This is a genomic window from Virgibacillus sp. Bac330 (assembly GCF_003667845.1).
Taxonomy (GTDB): domain Bacteria; phylum Bacillota; class Bacilli; order Bacillales; family Amphibacillaceae; genus Virgibacillus; species Virgibacillus chiguensis.
Window position 1 is genome coordinate 3,124,516 of sequence record NZ_CP033048.1, and the last position, 20,759, is coordinate 3,145,274.

The 20,759-nt window shown below is 37.1% G+C and carries 17 protein-coding genes; 7 read left to right on the top strand and 10 right to left on the bottom strand.

The window, feature by feature from the left end; genetic code table 11:
• Positions 1-41 precede the first annotated feature (41 nt).
• On the bottom strand, positions 42-1,295 hold the full coding sequence (locus D9780_RS14400) for an ABC transporter permease (RefSeq protein WP_121640566.1): 1,254 nt from the start codon (positions 1,293-1,295) through the stop codon (positions 42-44).
• A 109-nt stretch (positions 1,296-1,404) separates the two neighbouring features.
• Complete coding sequence (locus D9780_RS14405; RefSeq protein ID WP_121640567.1) at positions 1,405-1,704, bottom strand: hypothetical protein; 300 nt, start codon at positions 1,702-1,704, stop codon at positions 1,405-1,407.
• A gap of 713 nt (positions 1,705-2,417) precedes the next feature.
• On the opposite strand from D9780_RS14405, the gene D9780_RS14410 reads away from it, so the two are divergent.
• A complete protein-coding gene (locus D9780_RS14410; RefSeq protein ID WP_121640568.1) occupies positions 2,418-2,966 on the top strand; it encodes a hypothetical protein in 549 nt (182 codons plus the stop codon).
• Positions 2,967-3,279: 313 nt separating this feature from the next.
• Here D9780_RS14410 and D9780_RS14415 read toward each other — a convergent pair whose 3' ends face one another.
• Complete coding sequence (locus D9780_RS14415; protein WP_121640569.1) at positions 3,280-4,854, bottom strand: glutathione ABC transporter substrate-binding protein; 1,575 nt, start codon at positions 4,852-4,854, stop codon at positions 3,280-3,282.
• Positions 4,855-5,176: 322 nt separating this feature from the next.
• Positions 5,177-5,803, bottom strand: a complete 627-nt coding sequence (locus D9780_RS14420) for a CPBP family intramembrane glutamic endopeptidase (protein WP_371413745.1) — start codon at positions 5,801-5,803, stop codon at positions 5,177-5,179.
• Between the two features lie 620 nt (positions 5,804-6,423).
• On the opposite strand from D9780_RS14420, the gene D9780_RS14425 reads away from it, so the two are divergent.
• Positions 6,424-7,845, top strand: coding sequence for a carbon starvation CstA family protein (locus D9780_RS14425; RefSeq protein WP_121640570.1), 1,422 nt, complete (start codon positions 6,424-6,426; stop codon positions 7,843-7,845).
• A 101-nt stretch (positions 7,846-7,946) separates the two neighbouring features.
• Here the strand turns inward: D9780_RS14425 and D9780_RS14430 are convergent, their stop codons facing one another.
• The 4 genes from D9780_RS14430 to D9780_RS14450 all read right to left on the bottom strand — a co-directional run bounded on the left by D9780_RS14430 (position 7,947) and on the right by D9780_RS14450 (position 10,763).
• Positions 7,947-8,399, bottom strand: a complete 453-nt coding sequence (locus tag D9780_RS14430) for a DUF1801 domain-containing protein (RefSeq protein WP_121640571.1) — start codon at positions 8,397-8,399, stop codon at positions 7,947-7,949.
• Positions 8,400-8,909: 510 nt separating this feature from the next.
• On the bottom strand, positions 8,910-9,527 hold the full coding sequence (locus D9780_RS14440) for an ABC-2 transporter permease (RefSeq protein ID WP_162985883.1): 618 nt from the start codon (positions 9,525-9,527) through the stop codon (positions 8,910-8,912).
• Positions 9,511-10,386: an ABC transporter ATP-binding protein gene (locus D9780_RS14445; protein ID WP_121640574.1), complete on the bottom strand. Its 876-nt coding sequence runs from the start codon at positions 10,384-10,386 to the stop codon at positions 9,511-9,513. The genes D9780_RS14440 and D9780_RS14445 overlap by 17 nt, the downstream gene beginning before the upstream one ends.
• 2 nt (positions 10,387-10,388) lie before the next feature.
• Positions 10,389-10,763 (bottom strand): GntR family transcriptional regulator, encoded by a 375-nt coding sequence (locus D9780_RS14450; RefSeq protein WP_121640575.1) that lies wholly within the window; start codon positions 10,761-10,763, stop codon positions 10,389-10,391.
• Between the two features lie 522 nt (positions 10,764-11,285).
• Here D9780_RS14450 and D9780_RS14455 point away from each other — a divergent pair.
• Positions 11,286-12,086: an ETX/MTX2 family pore-forming toxin gene (locus tag D9780_RS14455; RefSeq protein WP_162985884.1), complete on the top strand. Its 801-nt coding sequence runs from the start codon at positions 11,286-11,288 to the stop codon at positions 12,084-12,086.
• Positions 12,087-12,701: 615 nt separating this feature from the next.
• Here the strand turns inward: D9780_RS14455 and D9780_RS14460 are convergent.
• On the bottom strand, positions 12,702-13,277 hold the full coding sequence (locus tag D9780_RS14460) for a TetR/AcrR family transcriptional regulator (RefSeq protein WP_121640577.1): 576 nt from the start codon (positions 13,275-13,277) through the stop codon (positions 12,702-12,704).
• A 562-nt stretch (positions 13,278-13,839) separates the two neighbouring features.
• On the opposite strand from D9780_RS14460, the gene D9780_RS14470 reads away from it, so the two are divergent.
• On the top strand, positions 13,840-15,825 hold the full coding sequence (locus D9780_RS14470) for an efflux RND transporter permease subunit (protein WP_121640579.1): 1,986 nt from the start codon (positions 13,840-13,842) through the stop codon (positions 15,823-15,825).
• A 4-nt stretch (positions 15,826-15,829) separates the two neighbouring features.
• Positions 15,830-17,728, top strand: a complete 1,899-nt coding sequence (locus D9780_RS14475; protein ID WP_240458698.1) for a YhgE/Pip domain-containing protein — start codon at positions 15,830-15,832, stop codon at positions 17,726-17,728.
• Positions 17,729-17,843: 115 nt separating this feature from the next.
• Here D9780_RS14475 and D9780_RS14480 read toward each other — a convergent pair whose 3' ends face one another.
• Positions 17,844-19,325 carry a glycine betaine uptake BCCT transporter gene (locus D9780_RS14480; RefSeq protein WP_121640580.1) on the bottom strand — a complete coding sequence of 494 codons (1,482 nt, stop codon included), beginning with the start codon at positions 19,323-19,325 and terminating at the stop codon, positions 17,844-17,846.
• A 398-nt stretch (positions 19,326-19,723) separates the two neighbouring features.
• On the opposite strand from D9780_RS14480, the gene D9780_RS14485 reads away from it, so the two are divergent.
• Both D9780_RS14485 and D9780_RS14490 read left to right on the top strand, forming a co-directional pair.
• Entirely contained in the window at positions 19,724-20,275 is a 552-nt protein-coding gene (locus tag D9780_RS14485) for a hypothetical protein (RefSeq protein WP_121640581.1), read from the top strand.
• Entirely contained in the window at positions 20,275-20,658 is a 384-nt protein-coding gene (locus tag D9780_RS14490) for a hypothetical protein (RefSeq protein WP_121640582.1), read from the top strand. Before D9780_RS14485 ends, D9780_RS14490 begins: the two co-directional genes overlap by 1 nt.
• Positions 20,659-20,759 lie beyond the last annotated feature (101 nt).

Consider the following 20,759-nt stretch of genomic DNA (forward strand, 5'->3'; position numbering starts at 1 on the left):
CCCCCCTTTTTGAGGTTGGATGATGTCCTTTTTCAGTAGTATCATTTTTTAGCATTACTACGTTTTAATAAAATAAAGTAGCTCGCCAAAAAAAATATTATACTATAGGAACCTAATATTATCAGTCCCGTGGGATAAGTAAAATACTCGTTATTTAGTGTTACCGCTAATTCATTGGTAACAACTTTTGTTACAGAAAAGTAAGAAAACGGAGTAAAAGAAAAGGTCAATGATTCTGCAAAACCTTCATTCCATTGATGGGTAATAAAAATGACGAGTATAGTTAACCCAACAGCAGATAACGTATTTCTCGTTATCACAGAAAAGAAAAAAAGTAAGGAGTAACAAAATAACAAAACCATCATGGAAATAATAAACACTTTGAGTAAAAATACCCCCATTGTTATAAAATGATAAGAACGTTCTGTTTCGTATATTAGAACTGGGTAATCCAAATTACCAAAACGATCAAAAATCGTGCCCATTAGAACAGAAAATATACTTACACAAAGTAAAATGAGGATAGTTATTGTCACCGTAGCTGCCAATTTACTGGTCAGCAGTTGATAAAGACGAATGGGTTGGGTTTGTAACAATTGAATGGGACCATTTTTCCCTATGCCTTCTTTTGTAAGCACATTACCAAATAATAAAACAAAAAATATTGGTGCAACATAATGGAATAACAGTTTAAACACGTGGGATAAGAAATTAATTCCTGTTGAGGAATACTTTGTGCTTTGATTTTTGACAAATGCTTCTGCCCGCTTATCTCCAAAATCAACATCATACATTGTTGTCCATGATGATGTACCAATTGGAAGCACTGGTGGGATTCCTCTATCTCGTAACCATTTATTTTTTTGGTAACGGGTTTCTGTTGTAAATGCTGTTGGAAATGTAGAATAGGATATTATTTTATTCGTAGAATGAATTCCTGCGTCCTCATCATCTTTTATTTCTTTAGCTAAAATGGTGGACCAGTCCTTTTGACGGTAAGCTTCTACCATATCTTTTTCTTTAGATAAATACTCTTTTTGAAAGTCTATTTCTTCTTTTAAGCCTGTATTATTTTGACCTTCTTCCTGATTATCTAATTGATTTAAATCTTCTAAATGCTGTTCTTGCAGGTGCACCCTGTCTTTGATCTCCATGATGATATCATCGGTTCGTACCGTATTAACATATACAAAAACAAAGTATCCCAGTATGATGAAGATAAGTAACACCAGCATTATAAATATGAACAGAGATTTCGTTATTTTTTTCATTTCGAATAACCAGATTTTTAACATATTAACGTTTCCCCATACTCTATTTTTCTAGTTAATCTTATGTCTATGAAAAGAAAAAACGCTTCTTCATAGAACCTATGTCAAACCTATAACCATAGTTCAACCCTTTTTACATTGGACATGGCGCTGTACATCGTACCTTGCCAGAGTAATAAGCAATTACCCCTGATCCAGTTGATTGCCAATGTTCCAGTCGCAAGGTGCCTGACCATCCACCAACATTGTAATAATATGTACTTGGCGGAACTTCTCTATTTGCATAAACGACCATATAATCATTAATCTGCTTCGTATAGGATTGAAAAGTTCCTTCAGCGCCTTTATTACTTGCGGCTGAAGATTGAATAGGAAATGCCAAAAAGGCTACTATACAACCTACTAGCAACAACATGTTAAGTACCTTTTTCATTAATAACCCTCCCATTCTAATGTAATCACCCTTTTACATCATTTCATTTATTGGTATTTCTGAGTTGCCTCCTCCATCATTACATACCTAAGGTAGTCGCTTTTATGAGATGACCACTTATAGGTAAAATCAATTACTGTATACAATCACCTTATAGGACGTGCATAATATATGTTATTCTTTGCTTTTTCTAAAATTCCTGCTTTTTTATTTTAATTATTTTTTTATTCTAATTATTTTAAAAATGATTTATAATTAGCAAAAAGAGCATTAAATTATTTTATAAATAGCATTTTATTACAAAACCACTATATACAGTGTATAAGTTTGATTTTTTTAAGTCGACCTTTTAAGGAGTTAACCGCAGAAAGGTTTAAATTACATTTTTTTATGAAATGGAAATGTGATTACAATTGTAGACTATATTTTATTGTGTAAATGTAGCAATGTACATCTCTGTATCATGATGCATAAGCTCATAAGATGTATTGGCTTATGGCAAAGTCATTTTGACGAAAGGCTATCGTTTATACAATAAAGTGAATCTTCATTTAGCAGGGTTATTTCACTCTCCAATGAATGTTAGTAACCGAACGAATTGGGGATTTAGGTGCTGTTATCTCCCACTTAGACTTGCTCAACGCACTTCTCCAATTCTTGAAGCAGGAGTCTTAAACCTTTCACTTTCCCATAATAAAACAAAGGAGGCTATTATGAAGAAAATTATTATTTTTATCTTAGCGGGCGTACTATTAATTGGGTGTACAGCAGAAGATGAGGAATCAACGGATAAGCAAACCACTACGACTAATAACTCAGAACAAGAAACGAATCGTATTCCATCTAAAAATAAGGAAGTGAAAGAAAAAACATCTACTAGACCACCTGATTTATCCTTGGATGCGGGAAATATTTTAATCCCATCTGAAAACTATTCTTATTGCTGGGACAAATCTGATTGCTCCATTAAACCTAAAGATCCGAAAGAAACAATGTCCCTACAAAAAATATTCCCCGTACAATCTGGGCAGAGAATGCAATTTGTAACAAGTGCTACAGAGAATTATGTTGGTGCATTAGTCCCTCCAGATACCATTGAAGTAACCCAAATATCCAACAAAGATGAGAAAAAGGTATCTATTTCTAACAATGAGTATATCGCTCCAGAAGAAAAGGGGAGATATTATTTAAATGTCTATGCTAAATGGAATAAAGAGATTCAAGGCGAAGCATACTACGCCTTCAGCATCAGCGTCCGATAAAAAAGTTCAATCCGTGGGGCTTTCACCCTCACGGATTGTTTATAGCCCAAGTTATGACTAAAGACCTCTTACGAAAAAGGGGCTCTGGTGCTATTACGTACGCATAGACTTATTAAGATTACAAGTGGAAGCTTACAGCACCTTATATTCGGACAAAAAATAATTTAACAATCGGATAAGACTACCATCTATACCTCTTTCGTTTATTATCATAAAGCTCCATTTCATTTAAAAGCATATTTTTATAGTGATTACTTCGTGTTTCACATTAGCATGATATGCGCCCTCATTGATAATCAATAATTCATTGCCACTACTCTTTTTCCACATCTCGTAAAAATGGAAAACTGCTTGGATATTGATAAAATCCCGCTACTTCTTCACGTAAACCAGCCAAGAGAACCGAATGGTATAAAGGAACAATTGTAGCTTCGTCCATGATTATTTGCTGCGCTTCTTTATAAAGTTGCAAGCGATCCTGTTCATTAGATGTTTGTCTTGCCTTTTCTAATAATTCATCTACTCGTTCGTTGTTAAAAAAAGACCTATTTCCAGCGGCACCTGCATTTTGAGAATGAAACATTGGATATAAACCATAATCTGCATCAAGAGTCACTGTACCCCAGCTGCCGATAAACATATCGAAGCTTCCATTTGCTGTTACTTCCAAATATGCTCCCACCTCAGCCATTTCAATATTCACATCAATACCTATTTTCTCTAGCTGCACTTGAATATATTCTGCTACATCAGAAGTCGTACGGTCATATGCTAAAATGGTTGCGCTAAACCCCTCTTCATAGCCGGCTTCCTTCAATAACTCTCTTGCCTTATTAAGATTATAATCGATTGCTTCCAAGCTATCACTATAGCCAACAACTGTTGGTGCCAAAGGGCCGTTTGCCACTAATGGTACGCCTGAAAACACACCGTCTATCAGCCCTTGTTTATCAATTGCCATCGCTATCGCTTGTCTAACGTTACTATCTTGAAAAGGTTCTTTATTATTATTCATACCTAGATAAGACATACTTGCACTTTCTGTCTCATGAACAACTGTTTCTTCATTATTATTAATTTGTTCCACATCATTCGGATTAACAGGATAAATAATATCAGCTTCCCCAGTTCTTAGCTCAGCAATTCGTGCTGCATCTTCTGGAACTGTCTTAAAGGTCACTTGATCAACTTTTGCTCTTTTTCCCCAGTAAGCATCATTTTTCACAAGGGATACATACTCCCCATTCACTCGCTCATCATACTTAAAGTACCCTGTACCCACTGGATGCTCATTAATATACGTAAATGGATCTCCTCCATCTTCCATTTGTTGATAATCTTTTTTTATTGCTTCTAAACTGATAATATGTCCACCTGGATGAGCTAAGTGTGATGGTAACGCAGCAAAAGGGAATTTCGTTTTAATTTGCACGGTATAATCATCCACTACACTCACAGAATCAATCATATCAAATAAAAACGCTAATGGTGAACCTACATCTGGGTCACGAACCCTATCCAAATTCGCCTTTACAACTTCTGCATTGAATTCACTACCATCATGAAATGTAACATCTTTTTTAAGCTTAGCTTCCCAAACTAGTTCATCTACCTGTTCCAAACTTTCAGCTAAGGCAGGTTCTATTTCCAACTCTTTATTCATAGCAACAAGTGTATCATACATAGCATTCATCACATATAGCGATGTACCATCATTAGCTGCATGCGGGTCAAGTGAAACAGGATCTGCGGACAGGTCGACGGTTAAACGCTTCTTGCTTTCATTTTGCTCGGATGTTCCTTCTTGTTCACCACTTTCTCCTCCTGCACATGCTACTAAAGAAAATAGAATAATTACAGCTAAAAAAGCAAATAATGTTCTTTTCATGATGTCTCCTCCTCAATCGTATTGTTATATTATTATCACAAAAAAATTAACATTTCAATAATTATGTTTGAAATCTCCTTTTGCATCATTCTGCTAGATAAAACATACATTTACCTCCATAAACCCAGTTAATTACTAACGAACAACTGTATGATCGTTTTCGGATAGATTGTCCTTGCATTGTTACTTTTATTATTTTAGCTAGTTTATAAAGGTATGTCATAAAACGACAGCGTTTTCAGCCATGGTGAATGGATGGTATGCCAGTTTTTCTAATGGCACTTACCATTCAGTTGGATAAAACCCCTACTAACCACTTTATTCACAGGAGAAAAGGTAGGAAAGCAAATAGATCAAAGAGAATATGGACTATCCAAGCCACAAGAATAGAATTTGTCTTTTTAAATAGATAGTTTAAAATTAAGCGGCTCGGAGTAATGAGAATTAAAATTTGTAAAAGATTGAAGTTATAAGCAGCAAGGTGCCAAACGGAAAATAGAAGCGCACTTAATAGCGAAGCTTGCCAAAACTTCCACCCCCATTTTTTCCATATACCATATAATAGTGGAATAGAAAGTAGTTCTTCCCCCATTAATAAGAATGGGACGTGGGTGATGAAGTAATTCCAAGATAAAACACTTGTGACAGTATTTTGTTCGATTGAATCGTTTACTAGAAATGTATATAAGTTACCGAGAACTACTCCAGTAATTATCATTAAAATAGAACCCAAAATCACCCATTTCAAACTAAAATGTTTAAACCAGTCTATAAATTCTCCTCTTAAAACAACATATGCTAATATACCACCTAGAAAAGCATTGAAAATAGTTGATACGACTTCAAGTGTTGGGTTCATTGTAAAAAACACAGGGATTAACTGATAACATACACCAATGAATATAGTTCCTACAACTAAAACTGTTCCTTGTTTAAATGGCTTTTCCAAAGTCACTAGATCAAGCTCCTTTTTTATTTTGCCTTTTAGCCTGTCGTAAATAGATACTTTTCAAATTATTAACCATTTCAACCTAAAATATGCACAGTAAAAAACGATTTGTGTATGGTTAGGTTTACTGAAATTTTTTGCTTCAACGGAGAACTAGCATATACGCAATTACACTTTAGTTGAGATTTCATTCCTATCAAGTGAAACACCTCAATCATTAGGAGTTTCTCTCATCAACCACGTATTGTTCGTACCTCAACGTCAATCTAAGAATATCTGAGCAAATTCGGCATTTAGCGCTTTTAGCTCCCACTTAGACTTAGCTCACATCATCCATTTCTCGAAGTATGGTCTTACAGCACCTTATATGGGGAATAAAGTTCCTACTTCTTTTCATAAGTTGTGGCCTTTTTTGAAAGATAAGAAAGACTTGGCTTGTCGCCATAAAAATGGGCGACAAGCCAAGTCTTTCAAACTATTTACTTGAGAACATTTCATTGTAAAAAACACGTTATATTATAGTCGAATATTGTCGCAAAATGCTTTCATCTTTCCTTATAAATAGGTATACTAGTATTTGGTAAACGCTTTCAACAAGATGATATCAAAGGGGGATATACATGATTACATTTATTGTATCTATTATTTTACTAATTGTAGCTTATTTTACGTATGGCAAATTTATTGATAAGTTATTTGGGCCGAATAATGAAAAGAGTACACCTGCCTACGCTAAGCAAGATGGGGTAGACTACGTTCCAATGAATAAGCATAAAAATGCAATGATTCAATTGCTTAATATTGCTGGTACTGGGCCCATCTTCGGGCCTATTATGGGTGCTTTATTCGGACCGGTTGCTTTTCTCTGGATTGTACTTGGATCGATTTTTGCTGGAGCCGTTCATGATTATTTAACAGGGATGATTTCTATACGAAACAAAGGGGCACATATTCCTGAATTAGCGGGCAGATTTTTAGGCAAAGCGTCCAGACATATTGTAAACGCCTTTTCTCTATTATTGTTAATTTTAGTTGGAACCGTTTTCGTTACGACACCAGCGTCACTTATTGATATATTACTAGATGAAAAGATTGCCTTTTCTATTATTTTAGGAGCCATCTTCCTTTATTTCTTTCTATCAACGATATTACCAATTGATAAAATAATTGGTCGGATTTATCCGGTACTAGGTGCTATTCTCTTATTTGGAACGATAGCGATTGGTATTTCGTTATTATTCTCAGATTACAAGATACCAGAGTTACACCTTACCAATATGCATCCGGATAACTTACCGGTAATTCCATTGTTATTCTTTACGATTACTTGTGGTGCACTATCCGGATTTCACGCGACACAATCACCGATTATCTCGAGAACAACACAAAAGGAATCGCAAGGACGTTATATTTTTTATGGCATGATGATTGCTGAAGCTATCATTGCCATGATCTGGGCAGCTGCTGCTATGAGCCTTTTTGATGGACAAACCTTAAGCGGTATTATTGCAGAAGGTACTGCATCTGCGGCAGTAAATGAAATCGCGATCACATTGTTAGGTGCGGTTGCGGGAACAATTGCTGTACTTGGAGCAATTGTTTTACCAATCACCTCTGGAGACACTGCATTTCGTGCCGCACGTTCCATTATTGCAGATTATTTAAATATTGGGCAGAAAAAAGTGTTTAACCGGTTGTCCATCGCTATTCCTTTATTCGTTATTTCATATATTTTAACGAAAATCGATTTTAATATTTTATGGCGTTATTTTTCATGGGCTAACCAAGCAACAGCAGTTATTGCTTTATGGATAGCTACGATGTATTTATTTATGAAAGGAAAAAATTACTTCGTATCGATGGTGCCAGCTATTTTCATGAGTTATATGGTATTTGTGTATATTTTAAATGCGCAAATCGGTTTCCGACTTGATTTGAATGTTTCCTTTATTGTCGGTGCTGTGTTAACCGTTATGCTTACGTTCCTATTCTTTAAAAAAGCACAAACAAACAAAGCAAACCAATTAAAAGTAGATATGTAAATGATGAAGCGTGCTGATACAAAGGAGTTTTCATATTGGCACGCTTCTGTTTTTCTCCTATTGGAAATAACTATAAGCCTTTCTCGTTTTTATTGCCCACTTTACATCTGACTAGTTCCTTCATACAAATGAATCCAATCCGCTACGGACATTTTCGAAACAAGCTCTCCAATTAACTGATAGGGAATTTTTTTAGGATTGGTAAATCGAATACAGCTTTTACCCATATTTAATTTCGTATCCATATGATTTGGATACTCGCCTTTAAACCAGGTTAACCATTCTTGATCTGCATAAATCCCCATATGGTATACGGCCAAATGATTTTTTTGTGCTGCAATACTAATAAATGGTAGTGGTGTGTCTTTTTTGCAATGATAGCCGTCAGGGTAAATAGATAGAGGTACTACATAGGATGGCATACCATACTGCATAACTAACTCAAATCCATCAGGGATCTTTTGGTCGATCGTTTTTTTCAATTCTACAAAGGCATCTTTCCATTTATCTTCTACATTATTTATATAATGGCTAACTTCATTTGTGTAATCCATTGATTTCCACCCTTCGTTATGACTATCCAATCCAGCGAACTAAAAAAGTACTTACTTCTTTGAAACATGAACTTAATATAGTATCAATAGATACGAAACCTGATATGCATGACAAACACGTTTCCTTTCAATCCATTTAGCCGTTAAAAACAATACGCTCACCAATCGTCTTCAGCAGGAGGAGAATACGTTGCATGAATGGTATGGTTTTTGCGAACATACTTGTTCATAAGACATGTCCCACCATGCAAAATGAAAGCTATTCCCCATACAACTGTAACATAATTCAATTCCTCTCTTTGATGTATATGGAATGTTTCAACTAGCCAATAAAATTCCGAAACAGCCCATTTTCCATAATCATTTAAATTGAAAATTACCCAAACGTTAGATTCAGCAAATAATTGGAATAATACTTGAAAAAGGAGAAAGATAAAAAATGAATGTACCAACCGAATCGTTTAAGAAATTGGATTATTTTTTCTTTTCCCCACTTTCTTCCATCCATCTTTATATAATCTCCTTTTTCTTATAAATCATGAGCGATAGAAGCCATGATAGTAAATATAAACATATGGCGAATAAACTTAACCCAAACAGCATTCCATCACTCCATAAAGGCATTTTCGTTGTGGAATCCATCATTTTGCTAGCTATATCACTTAGCACATATATCCCTATTACTACAGAGCCAACATATAAAATAAACCAAAGAAAAATTCTATTACTCTGGGCAAACCCATATAAACATGGGAAAAATAAAGCACTGCAAATAATTACTAGAGCAAAGCCTCCAACGATGTGCTGCCAGGCAAGCTGCTCCCAACCTCCTTTTATAATCACACTTATCACTATAAATACACCACTCGTTATCATCGTATTGATAAGAAGAACGATATAGCGGGCACTAACCAATTCGTTACGCGTAAACGGCAAAGCGTTCCATAATTTATGTGCGTTCGCATGTTCATCAAAATAAAAAACATATACCGTTACAATAGCACTTAATAATGCGATAATGAATTCTGGATCTTGTCTATCTACAACGACAAAAAAAGCAAGCATTGCAAAATAGATGAACCAACCAAATTTATGAACGATAAGGTCTTTTTTAATGAGTTGAACCACTTGATTTCCCCCCTCGCGAATAATACATAATTTCTTCTAAATTTGCCTTTTCAATTACCGCTTCCCTACCAAATAACTTCACCACTGTTTCGTAATCTGAGGTTAAAGCTTCAAACCCACTATTTGATCGTTTAATAGATAGAAAATATTGTTCTGTATCACGGTCCAACAGTTCTATCCCCCCGCGCACAATAGCAAATTTTTCTTCCAATTGATGTACATCTTTAGAAAAGATGATCTCCCCTTTGTCGATAAATGTGATGTAGTCTGCAAGCGAAGATAAATCACTCATTATATGTGTAGCCATAAAGATCGTCTTGTTCTCATCCAACATGACGTCATGTAAGTGCTCGATAAATTCGCGACGAAAAACAGGATCCAAATTCGTTGTCGGTTCATCCATGATGATGAGTTCAGCATGATGCGACAACGCGATGGCAAGTGATGCTTTCATCTTCATCCCATCTGAGAACGACTTTATCGGTTGCTTAAGGGGGAGGGCAAAGCGATCGCAATATTGCTGAAATGAACTGTCATCCCAATTTTGATAAGAAGGCGCTATCAGATTTTTCATGTCCCGTAAAGTCAAATCTTCATAAAAGAGGCTATCATTAAACACAAAGCCAATTTTTTCTTTAATCGCTTTTTCGTTCTGTTGATGTTCCAATCCAAACACCCGAACAACTCCAGCATCTGGTTGGATTAAATTTAAAATCATCTTCATAATCGTCGATTTTCCAGCACCATTTCCACCGACAAAACCTGTAACAAATCCTTTCTTCACCTGCATGGACAAATCTTTGAGTTGAAACGCACCTAAAGACTTATGTACATTCTGTAATTCAATTGCATGTTCCATGTTTATCTCTCCTCATATAAGATCGTCAACCATTCTTTAATATCTTTCAGCGACAAACCTAGCTCTTTACTATTGGCAATCACTTCTACCAATTTATCTTCAATCGTTGCTAATTTCTTTTCTTTGATAATGTCTGGGTTTTGCTCCGCAATAAAGGAACCTTTGCCTGTAATTGAATAAATAAACCCTTCTTTTTCTAATTCTTCATAGGCTCGCTTTGTAGTAATAACACTAATATGCAAATCCTTCGCAAGCTGGCGCATTGATGGAAGAGCATCACCCTCCCTTAATTCGCTTGATACTATTTTTTCTTTCACTTGATGTTTAATCTGCTGGTAAATAGGTTCTTTTGAACTGTTTGAAATTAAAATTTGCATTAATTTTTCACTCCTATGCCTTCTTCATCTTCCTACGAAGAACATATACACATTATATACAATATATACTTTATACACAACTAAATCTTAAAGCATGAAAGATAAAACTCCACTTGTGATTCTACTTTAGGAAAGTATATATGTTTAAAGGTTCATAATATAAGAAAATTTACAGGTTTATCCATAAGGCTTATCAACAAAACAAATTTCTCTAAAGAATAACAACGTCCATTCCCATAGTGCAAGCCATCGTTTGCTAAATGGGCTCTTAAACGCAAACCTTCTAAGTTCATTTGAGTGTTTATGAGTGAAATATATCTAACTAGTTTTTTATGACTGAACCCTATTTCTAAAGATACCATTCATTCACACAATATTTTTTGCAAAAAACACATATTTTAGATTAGAGAAACAAATAAATTCTAGTGTTACGTTAAGTAAATAACTGTAGCTATTCTATAGGGTACGTTTCTTTTTATTCTTTTATCTGCAAGAATAGTTAGTAAAGAAAGGAGTTTTTTGGTGGCTATTTATAGTTTAAATGATGCGATAACAGGAGCTGCGTCGAAGTGGGGATCGGTGGATCGGTATATCTTAGTAGAGAACAATGTCATATTAACAGAGGCACAGCTTGATTTACCAGATAATCGAATTATTTCAACTAAACCAGGAAGAACTATCATTGCCAAGAAAGAAATAACCAATACAACGGATCGCCCTACACAGCAACAAATTGTTGTATTTGAAGAGAAAACAGAAAATACTTTTAGTACGAAGACAACGGAAGGATTTGAGTTTGGTGTACAGATTGATGTCAAAGCAAATATAGACGTTGTATTTACGCAACTAGATACCACGATTTCTACAAGTTTTAAATATAATACTTCAACCGAAAAGACACAAGAAACGACAGAAACAATTACCTGGAGAGAGGAAATACCAGTAATTGTTCCACCACGAACAAGAACTATTATTGAATTTGATATCACTCTCGGCGATTTTGATCAAGTAGTTACTTTTGCACAATCTTTAGAAGGTACATTGAGATTTTTCTCCCTTTTTTCAGGCCAGAGAATAACAGCAACGTTAACTCAACAGAATAGCAACGGAGACACCATTGCTAACATCATGAAGCAAAAATATAGTATACCGCTTACAATCGCAGATGATAAGGTAGCACTTGACGGAAATGTGCGATTAAATGGTTCGTTAGGGATTTTATCCAACACTACCATTACCAACCAACCGTTACCTGGAAATCCACTACCAAAAACCGTTGAAACAATTCCTGGGCAGCAAGCATCACGAGCAGTGTTTTTTTAAACCTGAAACCATAATTATCCATCAGATTAATACATTCCTCTGATGGATAATATTGTACAGCATATGAGTTTTTTTAGCATACATTATCAATCTAACCAAAAAATAAAAAGCAAGTAATCGTGTTAGAATTCCAAACGACTAGAAAACTACAACAATCTGCCTTCGTATAATAGTGGTTTCTTCATTCAAAAACATTCGCCATCGGAATGGATATTGGTACTTAACTCGTCATCTTATCCTAGGACAAGGCGCAAGTATTCTTTTAGCAATGTAGCAAATGGAACGAATCAACGAATGTTTTAGGAATCACGCTCCTGCAACAGGAGTATGCCGGCGCCCTCCCGTAAGCCAGTCTTTAGGCGGCCTTCCTATTTAGAACGAACCGATGATGACTTAGCTTAAGGCAATGGAGTGAAGTCGCCAAGTTGCTGGGCGTTGGAGCCGGACGTGGCTATATAATTAGTTAGTTTATCGACAGCTGCAAAATGTTATAATTTCCTAGACCATAAAAAAACCATCGCAATAGCTAGCCGAAAAATGCGATGGTTTGGTTGCTTTCAATCATTAAATTTTTCCAATACGTCATTTCGTTCATAATTATTTTTTCACTTCTGTTCATCCACTTCCTTCTATCCCTCTGGTTCCATTATTAGCAATGTTATTAATAATTTCAGCAATCTGCTGGGGCGGCTTATCCATGTTATTCACTAACCAATGTTTTATTACATGAATACTACCACTAACGATGAAGGTGCTAATATATTCTGATTTGGATTTCCCCATTTTATTTTCGGTCAACCAATTTTTTATTAGGAAGTTTCTTGCCACATTCATTAATTTGCTTTCAAACGATGTATTCTCACTTTCATTCAGAAGTGTATGACAAATCTTATAATTTGTCGCGACATACTCTAACAACTTCTCCGTTGTTTGTAAGGCCTTCTGTCTTTCAGCAAAATTTTGCTCGTTCAAATACGTATTCAAACCCTTTATAATTTCTTCTTCTAGATTCATCAATAAATCATATGGATCTTTGTAATGCGCATAAAACGTAGAACGATTAACATCTGCATGCTTACAAAGTTCCTTTACTGTAATTGCTGAAAGATGCTTTGTTTTTAACAATGTAATTAAGCTATCCTTCAACACCATTCTTGTATACTTTATTCGACGGTCCACTTTTTCAATCATACAATGTCACACTTTCTTTTAGAATACTTGGCTTTTCGTTAAGTTTAATGCTGCATTTTTAATTATACTATAAACCGTAAAACCTTTTATATAGTACAAAAATTTACTGAAAACGAAGCGCGGGCATCCGTTTAGCAGTAGATAATGGAACGAATTAACGGAGATACAGATGGCACGAACGATCATAGGACAATGGAATGACGTCGCCTCGTTGGTAAGTGATGGAATCCTGTATGCCCAATTATTACTATGTATACCAAAAGACTTCATACTCACCTATACCATTAGACATACTTATCCTTTCGTCAATTTTGATTGGGATAAACGCAGCCATTTTGCTTATACACAAAAGCCTAAAAGTTTTCTGCTTTCCTATAATGAAAAATGATGGATTTCCCGTACAAGTTAGTAAACTGTTTGTTGTTTACCCAACAGTGTGTATAATATAATAATAGAGGCTTTCAATTATATACGCAAGGGATGGTGAACACCGATTGATTGGATAACAAAAATTATTAGACATAAAAAAGCCGTCGTTATCACGTTTATTACACTAGCTATCATGAGTGCACTTGCACAATTTACAGTTTCCATAAATTATAGCATGGTTGATTATCTGCCAAAAGACTCTCCTTCAACCATTGCCATGGAAACAATGGAAGAAGAATTTGATGGTGCTGTAGCTAATACACGCGTCATGATGAAGAATATAGAAATTCAAGAAGCCTTCGAATTCAAGCAAGATTTAAAAGCAATAGATGGTGTTTCCGAAGTTACGTGGCTAGATGATGCAATTGATACGAAAACACCGATTGAAATGGCGGATAAGGATACGGTTGATTCCTATTATACAGATGGAAATGCGTTATTTTCTTTCCATATTGAAGAAGGAAAAGAAGTGGAAACGACCGATGAAATTTATGAATTAATTGGGAAAGAGAATGCTATGGCTGGAGAAGCCTTGGATACAGCAACCTCACAAAAAATGACGGGGAAAGAAACAATGTATGCGGCCGCATTACTCATACCAATTATTATCATTATTCTTATTCTATCGACAAGCTCCTGGGCAGAACCCGTTTTTTTCCTAACCGCAATCGGCGTTTCTGTCATTATTAACTTAGGAACCAATATATTTATTGGGGAAATATCTTTTATCACCCAATCCGTTGCCCCTATATTGCAGTTAGCGGTTTCGCTTGATTATGCGATATTTTTACTGCATAGCTTTGGGGATTATCGTAAGCAAACAGACACACCGGCTCAAGCTATGAAACTGGCGATGAAACGCTCGTTCCCAGCAATTGCAGCGAGTGCTTCCACTACATTTTTTGGCTTTATCGCCTTAACCTTTATGGACTTCGAAATTGGAGCAGATCTAGGTCTTAATTTGGTGAAAGGAATTGCCCTTAGCTTTATTAGTGTTATGGTATTTCTCCCTGCTTTAACGTTGATGTTCTACCATTGGATTGATAAAACCGAGCACAAACAATTACTACCAAGTATACGAAATGTGGGAAAAACATTAACCAAATTTCGTGTACCAGCACTAATTGTTTTATTAATCTTCATTGTGCCAGCCTTCTTAGGTCAAAGCCAAACCAATTTTTTATATGGCATTGGCGAACAACCCGAAGCGTCAAGGACATATAACGACGAAGCAGCTATTGAAGAAGTGTTTGGAAAACATACACCGATGGTTTTACTACTTCCAAAAGGCGATATCGCAAAAGAAGAGCTTTTCGTGCAGGAACTGAAAAAGTTTCCAGAGGTAAAAAGCACTGTATCTTATGTGGATGCGATTGGTCCGGCAATACCTCCTGACTACTTAGATGAATCCGTAACAGAACCATTCTTTTCTGAGAATTACAGTCGAATCATCGTTAATACGACCGTAGATACAGAAGGGGAGGCAACGTTTAGTTTTATTGATGAAATTCAATCACTTACCTCAGATTACTATGAAGACAATTACCACATATTAGGGGAAAGCGTCACCTTATATGATATGAAGCACGTAGTTAAAAAGGATAATACAGTGGTTAACCTGTTAACTGTAATAGCCATTGCTATTGTGCTACTCATTACTTTCCGGTCACTCTCGTTTCCGGTTGTTTTATTAGTCACAATTCAATCAGCTGTCTGGATCAATTTATCAATTCCCTATTTTACAAATACGCCACTCGTTTATGTGGGATATTTGATTATCAGTACCGTACAACTCGCAGCAACAGTAGACTATGCTATTCTTTTAACAGAAGCGTATAAAGAAAATCGCAAAGAAATGCATACATTACCAGCTATGAAGAAAACAATAGATAAGAAAATATTTTCCATCGGTGTATCTGCTTCGATTTTATCTAGTGTAGGATTTATTCTATGGCTGACCTCGTCCAACCAAATTGTTGCTTCTATCGGACTTTTATTAGGAAGAGGTGCGCTGCTCGCATTTATCATGGTCGTGTTAGTATTACCTGCACTGCTAAGCTTACTAGACCGCGTTATTGAAAAAACAACATGGAAAGCAAACTTTTACAAAGGGGAGTGATACGATGCGCCTATTAAAAAAAGCTGGTTTATCGCCGAAGACTGATGGTAAAACCCATGGCTTGACTTCTACCTTTCCAATTATGAAGAAAATAAGTCTACTGCTGTTCATTTTTATGCTCGTAGTGGCGTTTCTTCCTTCTGCCGTTTTAGCAAATGATGATCCAGCAGAAAAAGAATCAAAAAGTTCTACAGACAAAGGCGAATACGAGACAAAAGATGAAGTCATTTACGGTAATATGCGAGCCAATGGGCAACTGGAAGAAATGTATGTTGTCAATACATTTCAAGTAACGAAGCCCGGCAAAATAATTGATTATGGAGCGTACAGTTCTGTCCGAAACTTGACAAACTTACTAGATATAGATAAAAACGGCAACAAAATCCAATTTCAAGCCGAGGAAGAGAAGGAATTTTATTACCAAGGAAATATGCCAAACAAACCATTCCCTTGGGATGTTTCGATCACCTATATCCTGGATGGTAAGGAAATACAAGCCGAGGAATTAGCTGGTAAAAGTGGTACGCTAGAATTACAAATTTCCACTTCCAGGAATGAGAACGTAGACCCAGAGTTTTTTAACAATTATTTATTACAAATCGCCGTAACGCTAGATCCAACAAAGTTTGATAATATTCAAGCTCCAGAAGGAACAAAAGCAAATGCAGGTGAAAATAAACAAGTCAATTTTACCGTCATGCCAGAACAGGAAGAAGATTTTATTATTTCAACCGACGTGTCTGAGTTTGAAATGGATCCCATCGAAATAAATGCAGCACCCTATTCCATGTCCATCGAGAGCCCTGATACAAGTGGTGTCACTGGGGAAATGCAGGAATTAGCACATGCAATACGTGACATACATGCAGGTGTTGGTGATTTAAAAACAGGCGTTTCGGAGCTAAATAAAGGTGCACAAGGAATTCGTGATGGTTCCACAGATTACAAAAACGGCATAAATGAATTAAACCAGTCATCTGATGAATTAGTAAGCGGTTCTGCATCTATTAAAGAGGCATTACACACCATGAACCAAACGGTACAACAAAGTACGAGTAATATAGATCTCAGCGCTATTCAAGCGTTACCAGCCCATTTACGAGAAATTGCAAATGGATTGGAAGAATCGACAAAAGCTACGGATAATCTGAAACAGAATTATCATCAAGCAAAAGGTCAATTAGATAAAGCAATGCATGCCATTCCGTCCGATGGAATTACTGAAGCGCAAATAAACGAATTAAAAAATAGTAACGCCAACCAAGAGGTTATTGACCAATTAGTAAATACGTATCGGGCAGCAAACGTCGCTAAAGAAACCTATAACCAAGTAACAAGTGCATTCGACGGCGTGACTGTAGCATTGAAACAATCCTCTAGCGCAACAACGGAGATGGCAAAAAACTTAAAGCAAATAGCTACGGAGATGGAGCAAACATTGAAGTCCATGAATCAACTGGACATGATGGAGCAAATTCAAGAAGGGGTTGCAACATTTAATGATGAATACGAAACATTTCATAATGGATTAGTGGACTACACAAATGGCGTAGAGGAATTAGCTACTTCCTATCAAGATTTGGATACCGGTATACAAGAGTTAGCAAAAGGAACGAGAAGCACAAGTAATGGCATCGGTGATTTATATGCCGGTACAAAAGAGCTACGAGAAGCTACGAGTAATTTACCAGGTCAAATCGAACAAGAAACCGAGGAAATGATGGAAGAATATGATAACTCCGACTACAAACCAAGCTCTTTCATTTCCGACAAAAATGAACAGGTAGAAGTCGTACAGTTTGTCCTGCAAACAGAAAGCATTGAAATCCCAGAGCAAGAAGCACCTGAAAAAACAGAAGAAGAAAAAGGCATCTGGGAACGCTTTTTAGATTTGTTCCGATAAAGGGAGGAATAGCCTGCTTGTTTTATGACTACAAGCAGGCTTATTCTACTATATTTAATAAATGAAACGTTGGAATTACCATGGTGATAGCGAAGTTTTTTTAATAAAATTTTTTCTACTGATTTCTTCCTTTGTCTTCCCTTAGTGCTTTATAAAAAGAAACAATCATCAATAGCATAATAAACGAAAATGGCAAGGCGGCGGAAATAAGTGCATTCTGCAATGCTTGTAAACCACCAGTATATAGCAACACAGCAGCTATAGAAGATTGCGCAATTCCCCAAGCAAACTTTACTGCTGTCGGTGGTGTCATCGATCCATTCGTTGTCTGCATCGCTAAAACAAAGGTTGCGGAATCAGCAGACGTAATAAAAAAGGTGCTAATAAGCAAAATGCCGAGTAATGACAAAATCATACTTAAAGGCATTTGGTCAAACAACCCAAATAAAGCTTGTTCATCCGGAAGTGCTGCTATACTAGCACCCTTATTCTGTGCATCCATCCCTGAGACACCGAATGCTGAAAACCAAAGAAAGCCGACTACTGAAGGTACAATTAACACACCTGAGACAAACTCTCTAATGGTTCGCCCTCTAGATACTCTAGCAATAAAGATTCCAACAAATGGTGCCCATGCAATCCACCATGCCCAAAAAAATACCGTCCAGTTCATAACCCATGCCCGCTCTTCTTCATTATGTGGAGATAGACGAAAACTTTCAGAAGGCAATTGCTGTATATATAAGCCAATCGTGTCTGTAAACGAATTAAAAATATATAATGTCGGTCCAAGAATTAAAGTTGCCAAAAACAGTACTGCTCCCAATCCCATATTCGCATTACTTAAGTAACGTATCCCTTTACTTAAGCCAGTATACGTGGATATCATAAATAAAACAGTCACAATCAAAATAATTATAAATTGCACCGAAAATGAAATTGGTATATCGAATAAATAAGCAATACCACCATTGATTTGCGTAGCACCAAACCCAAGTGTCGTAGCTACTCCCACAACCGTAGCAAAAACAGCAATTATATCCACCGCTTTTCCTAAAGGCCCTGTCATTTTATCACCAAACAACGATTCCAGCGACGAACTTACTAACCCTGGCTTTTCATGACGAAACATAAAGTAAGCGAGCACTAAACCAATTAATGCATAAATTGCCCATGCATGAATACCATAGTGAAAAAAAGTAACACGAAGCGCATCTTCAAAAGCCTCTCTAGTACCAGGCTCTGCCATCGGGGGAGTTTTCATATAATGAGAAACAGGTGAGGCAACACCATAAAACACAAGCCCAATCCCCATTCCCGCACTAAAAAGCATGGCGAACCAAGACAGATAACTGAATTCCGGTTTTTCACCAACTTTACCAAGCGTTATTTTTCCATATTTACTAAACACAAGGTAAACGCAAAACACCACAAACAGTGTTACAATTAATAAATAGTACCACCCAAAATGATTCGATATAAAGCGCATAACCATGCTTGAAATTTGTTCAAACTTATCTGGCAGGACTGCTCCCAATACAGACAACGCAGCAGTAATCGCTAACGTAACCCAAAAAACAAGCGTTACTTTTTTCATAAGCTGAGACCTCCTAAGGAAAATCATGCATGCAACTAGATGTTAGTTTTTCTTATCCCACGCCATTCTATACTTGGAGATCCTGTTCTTCACCTTCTATTTAGAAAATCTTCCTTTTTAGCTACTTTCATCAAATCTCCTCTCAAATTTCAAGCCAAACTCATAAATAGTAGAATTATAATACACTACTGCTTTTTTATTGATATAAGGTGTAGCCAGCCACTCGTGGATAATTGTGAACTTCAGCGACTTTATTGTGAACTTCGAATAACTATCTTGTAAACTTCAGCGAATTTCTATAAAACTCAAGCGAATTTATGCTGAACTTCAGCGATTTAACAAAATTATACATTCCTATATTGGAATAAAAGTGGCCGGAGTGGAGGACGAGCGCATTTTTGACGAACATGAGCGATTTCCGCGCAAGGGCGAGCGAGTTTCAGATGAACATGAGCGGATTTCCGCGCAAGGACGAGCGCATTTTTGACGAGCATGAGCGATTTCCGCGCAAGGACGAGCGAGTTTCCGATGAACATGAGCGATTTCCGCGCAAGGACGAGCGAGTTTCCGATGAACATGAGCGATTTCCGCGCGAGGACGAGCGAGTTTCCGATGAACATGAGCGATTTCCGCGCAAGGACGAGCGAGTTTCCGATGAACATGAGCGATTTCCGCGCAAGGACGAGCGAGTTACTGATGAGCATGAGCGAATTTCGCACGAGGGCGAGCAAGTTTTTGATGAACATGAGCGATTTCCGCGCAAGGACGAGCGAGTTTCCGATGAACATGAGCGATTTCCGCGCGAGGGCGAGCGAGTTACTGATGAACATGAGCGAATTTCTCACGAGGGCGAGCGAGTTTCAGATGAACATGAGCGATTTCCGCGCGAGGACGAGCGAATTTCCGATGAACATGAGCGGATTTCCGCGCAAGGACGAGCGAGTTACTGATGAGCATGAGCGAATTTCGCGCGAGGACGAGCGAGTTACTGACGAGCATGAGCGAATTTCGCTCGAGGGCGAGCAAGTTTTTGATGAACATGAGCGATTTCCGCGCAAGGACGAGCGCATTTTTGACGAGCATGAGCGATTTCCGCGCGAGGACGAGCGAATTTCCGATGAACATGAGCGGATTTCCGCGCAAGGGCGAGCGCATTTTTGACGAGCATGAGCGGATTTCGCACGAGGGCGAGCAAGTTTTTGATGAACATGAGCGATTTCCGCGCAAGGACGAGCGAGTTACTGATGAGCATGAGCGAATTTCGCGCGAGGACGAGCGAGTTACTGACGAGCATGAGCGGATTTCCGCGCAAGGACGAGCGAGTTTCCGATGAACATGAGCGGATTTCCGCGCAAGGGCGAGCGCATTTTTGACGAACATGAGCGATTTCCGCGCGAGGACGAGCGAATTTCCGATGAACTAGAGCGATTTTTG

Coding starts and splice junctions, on each gene's coding strand:
- D9780_RS14475 (WP_240458698.1), top strand. CDS start 15,830: ATGCGCCTATTAAAAAAAGCTGGTTTATCGCCGAAGACTGATGGTAAA.
- D9780_RS14400 (WP_121640566.1), bottom strand. CDS start 1,295: ATGTTAAAAATCTGGTTATTCGAAATGAAAAAAATAACGAAATCTCTG.
- D9780_RS14410 (WP_121640568.1), top strand. CDS start 2,418: ATGAAGAAAATTATTATTTTTATCTTAGCGGGCGTACTATTAATTGGG.
- D9780_RS14480 (WP_121640580.1), bottom strand. CDS start 19,325: ATGAAAAAAGTAACGCTTGTTTTTTGGGTTACGTTAGCGATTACTGCT.
- D9780_RS14450 (WP_121640575.1), bottom strand. CDS start 10,763: ATGCAAATTTTAATTTCAAACAGTTCAAAAGAACCTATTTACCAGCAG.
- D9780_RS14405 (WP_121640567.1), bottom strand. CDS start 1,704: ATGAAAAAGGTACTTAACATGTTGTTGCTAGTAGGTTGTATAGTAGCC.
- D9780_RS14460 (WP_121640577.1), bottom strand. CDS start 13,277: ATGATTGAAAAAGTGGACCGTCGAATAAAGTATACAAGAATGGTGTTG.
- D9780_RS14430 (WP_121640571.1), bottom strand. CDS start 8,399: ATGGATTACACAAATGAAGTTAGCCATTATATAAATAATGTAGAAGAT.
- D9780_RS14445 (WP_121640574.1), bottom strand. CDS start 10,386: ATGGAACATGCAATTGAATTACAGAATGTACATAAGTCTTTAGGTGCG.
- D9780_RS14470 (WP_121640579.1), top strand. CDS start 13,840: ATGAGTGCACTTGCACAATTTACAGTTTCCATAAATTATAGCATGGTT.
- D9780_RS14425 (WP_121640570.1), top strand. CDS start 6,424: ATGATTACATTTATTGTATCTATTATTTTACTAATTGTAGCTTATTTT.
- D9780_RS14490 (WP_121640582.1), top strand. CDS start 20,275: ATGAGCATGAGCGAATTTCGCGCGAGGACGAGCGAGTTACTGACGAGC.
- D9780_RS14415 (WP_121640569.1), bottom strand. CDS start 4,854: ATGAAAAGAACATTATTTGCTTTTTTAGCTGTAATTATTCTATTTTCT.